The following is a 3,299-nucleotide window of genomic DNA, read 5'->3' as shown; positions in this document are numbered from 1 at the left end:
GCAAGGCGGCGGTGCACGCAACCTGCGCTTGGACAACCTGGGCAAAGCCATGGGCGCAGCGCTCTTGCGCATGGAAATCGAGCTCAGTGCTTAAGAACTGGAGCAGGCACAAAAAAGCCCCCGAAGGGGCTGGTGGCCAAACGACAACCCGTCGACGAGCAACTTGTAGTTTGAGCTTGGACGGTCCGACGATCGGTAATCCTGTAAGTCGGTGCCTTTATGGTCCGACAGCCATCCTCTTGCGAAGCGACAGTTTCAAACGACGGTGGCTCGCCAGCGTTGTTGTCGGACCTGAAGGCACCGACCTACGAGCTGCGCACAAAACGACGATTACACGCGCTCGATGATCAGCGCAATGCCCTGACCCACGCCAATGCACATGGTGCACAGCGCGTAGCGGCCAGCGGTTTGCTGCAGGCGGTTGATGGCGGTGGTGGCCAAACGGGCACCGGATGCGCCAAGGGGGTGACCCAGCGCAATCGCGCCGCCCCAAGCGTTTACGCGGGCATCATCATCCTTCAAACCCAACATGCGCATGACTGCCAGTCCTTGCGCGGCAAAGGCTTCGTTCAACTCGATCACGTCCATGTGGTCGATGGTCAGGCCGGTTTGCGCCAGCACTTTGAGCGTCGCGGGCGCAGGGCCAATGCCCATGATGCGTGGGGCAACACCAGCCGTGGCCATGCCCACGATGCGGGCTTTGGGGGTCAGGCCGTTTTTGGCGGCAGTGGCTTCGTCGGCCAGCAGCAAGGCGCACGCGCCGTCGTTCACACCCGAGGCGTTGCCCGCGGTCACAGTGCCGTCCGGGCGGACCACGCCTTTGAGCTTAGCCAAGGCTTCCAGGCTAGTTTCGCGCGGGTGTTCGTCGGTGTCCACAATGATCGCATCACCCTTTTTCTGGGGAATGCTCACGCCCACAATCTCTCGGGCCAGGTGCCCGGCTTTGATAGCAGCCACAGCGCGCAGCTGGCTGTTGTAAGCCATCAGGTCTTGCGCCTCGCGCTCGATCTTGTAATCGGTGGCCACGTTTTCGGCCGTCTCGGGCATGGAGTCCACACCATACTGGGCCTTCATCAGCTTGTTGATGAAGCGCCAGCCAATGGTGGTGTCGTACACGGCGTTAGCGCGGCTGAAAGCGCTCTCGGCCTTGGGCATGACAAACGGGGCGCGGCTCATGCTCTCGACACCGCCCGCGATCATGAGACCGGCTTCGCCCGACTTGATGGCGCGGGCGGCGGTGCCAATGGCGTCCAGACCCGAGCCGCACAGGCGGTTGATGGTGGCGCCGGGCACATCGATCGGCAAACCAGCGAGCAAGCTGCTCATGTGGGCCACGTTGCGGTTGTCTTCACCGGCCTGGTTGGCGCAGCCGTACAGCACGTCAGTCACGGCGGCCCAGTCGACGTTGGGGTTGCGGGCCATCAAGGCACGCAGGGGAACCGCGCCCAGGTCGTCGGTCCGCACGCTGCTCAAGGCACCGCCGTAGCGGCCAAAGGGGGTACGGATCGCGTCGCAAATGTAGGCTTGGTTCATGTGGCTGGTCTCGTGAGGGTGAATTTTGTGCATTATATTGCATGCACAACAGGTATTCTATGACATTTTAGGGGGGGTTCATGGGCTTGGGTAAGGGTTTGACGGAGGCGCTGGCCCCGCACCCCGGCCTCTCACTCCCCAAGCCCCATCCCCGAGCTACAAAGACAACGAGCCAACGCACATAAGAGACAATCCACCTCATGCTGATACAACCCTCACAAGCCGATGTTCGGCGCTTTTTTTGCGGCGTTTACACCAAAGCCCGAACAACGGCTCCGCTCGAGCCCATGGAAATGCTGGTCAGCCAGTGGATCGATGAGCACCCCGAATACCATGGCGAACTTGCCGACGTCGATGCAGCCTTGGCCAGCATGCTGGACGACGACCCGGACCGGACCAACCCGTTTTTGCACCTCTCGATGCACCTGTCAATCAGCGAACAATGCAGCATCGACCAGCCCCGTGGCATCCGCCAGGCGGTAGAGCTGCTTACACACCAACTCAACTCGCTGCATGATGCACACCACCAGGCCATGGAATGCCTGGGCCGCATGATTTACGAAAGCCAACGCTCGGGCCGGATGCCTGACGGAGAGTCTTACATCGACTGCGTGCAACGCCACGCCACGCGCGACTGAAGAGACCGTGTATACAACAAAAAACCCGCCGAAGCGGGTTTTTTCTGTCAAGGTTAACGCCCTTGTATCAGCGGAATTTTGACTGAGGCACCGTCTTCATCTCACCGTCCAAAGAGGCGATATAAGCTGACATGGCCTTCAACTCAGCATTGGAGAACTGCTTGGCGATACCGCCCATGACGCCATTGCTGCGGCCCCAGGTGGCCTTGTTTTCAACTTTGTAGGACTTCAGGGCAACGTACAAAAAGTCTTTGTGCTGACCGGCAATTTTGGGGTAGCTGGGGTCGATTGGCTTGGAGAAATTGTCACCGTGGCAAGCCATGCATGTGCCTTTTTGCAGCAAAGCAGCCACATTCGCATCTGGCACTTTGGGGGTCTTGGTCACGGGGGGGACCTTGGCATGTTGTTCGTAGTACGCACCCAGATCGGCCATGTCCTGATCTGTCAGTGAGCCAGAGACGCTGCGCATGGTGGGGTGCTTGCGATCACCTTTTTTATAAGCATTGAGTGCGGAAACAATGTACTGGGCGTTTTGGCCAGAAATCATCGGCACGCGATAGACCTCAGGGAAACTGGCTTGGTAGCCTTGGATACCATGGCAACCAATGCACATGGCAATTTTTTGCTCGCCAGCTTTGGCATCGCCCTTGATCTCTTGGGCATGGACAGAAACGGCGGTCACAGAAGCGACAGCCAAGGCAAACATCGAGGTCAACAGCTTGTTCATTTTGCTCACACAATCCAAATGATTGATAAAAATCAACTGCGGATTATATCGAGCTGGCCCTCATAATCCGGGCAAGCCCTTTCACATTTCCAGAGAAGTTGTTGCCATGAAATTCCAAGGTACTGAAAATTACGTCGCCACCCCGGACCTGATGCTGGCTGTAAACGCGGCCATCACTCTTAAGCGCCCCCTGCTGGTCAAGGGTGAGCCCGGCACCGGCAAGACCATGCTGGCCGAGGAAGTCTCTGAAGCTTTGGGGCTGCCTCTGCTGCAGTGGCACATCAAATCGACCACCAAAGCCCAGCAAGGCCTTTACGAATACGACGCCGTCAGCCGTCTTCGCGACAGTCAGCTCGGCGATGGTGGCGAACGCGTCAAACACATCGAAAACTACATCGTTC

Annotated in this window: 4 protein-coding genes; 2 read left to right on the top strand and 2 right to left on the bottom strand. The window is 58.5% G+C overall.

All coding sequences use genetic code 11. The features are described from left to right. Positions 1-330 precede the first annotated feature (330 nt). Positions 331-1,533, bottom strand: a complete 1,203-nt coding sequence (gene pcaF / locus Q0341_RS01990) for a 3-oxoadipyl-CoA thiolase (protein ID WP_299510184.1) — start codon at positions 1,531-1,533, stop codon at positions 331-333. Between the two features lie 203 nt (positions 1,534-1,736). Between pcaF and Q0341_RS01985 the strand changes: the two genes are divergently transcribed. Next, on the top strand, positions 1,737-2,171 hold the full coding sequence (locus tag Q0341_RS01985) for a DUF1841 family protein (protein WP_299510186.1): 435 nt from the start codon (positions 1,737-1,739) through the stop codon (positions 2,169-2,171). 67 nt (positions 2,172-2,238) lie between these two features. Here the strand turns inward: Q0341_RS01985 and Q0341_RS01980 are convergent, their stop codons facing one another. Further along, positions 2,239-2,898, bottom strand: coding sequence for a c-type cytochrome (locus Q0341_RS01980; RefSeq protein WP_299510182.1), 660 nt, complete (start codon positions 2,896-2,898; stop codon positions 2,239-2,241). Between the two features lie 106 nt (positions 2,899-3,004). Between Q0341_RS01980 and Q0341_RS01975 the strand changes: the two genes are divergently transcribed. Beyond that, positions 3,005-3,299: MoxR family ATPase (locus Q0341_RS01975; protein ID WP_299510181.1), on the top strand; the 295-nt coding region annotated here is incomplete at its 3' end.

The organism is uncultured Limnohabitans sp. (assembly GCF_937889215.1).
Taxonomy (GTDB): Bacteria; Pseudomonadota; Gammaproteobacteria; order Burkholderiales; family Burkholderiaceae_C; genus Limnohabitans_A.
The sequence above is the reverse complement of the archived record's forward strand: the minus strand, read 5'-3'. Positions and strand labels throughout refer to the sequence as shown.

Bases quoted from the DNA above. Each gene is read 5' to 3' on its own strand.
- pcaF (WP_299510184.1), bottom strand. From the start codon at position 1,533: ATGAACCAAGCCTACATTTGCGACGCGATCCGTACCCCCTTTGGCCGC.
- Q0341_RS01980 (WP_299510182.1), bottom strand. From the start codon at position 2,898: ATGAACAAGCTGTTGACCTCGATGTTTGCCTTGGCTGTCGCTTCTGTG.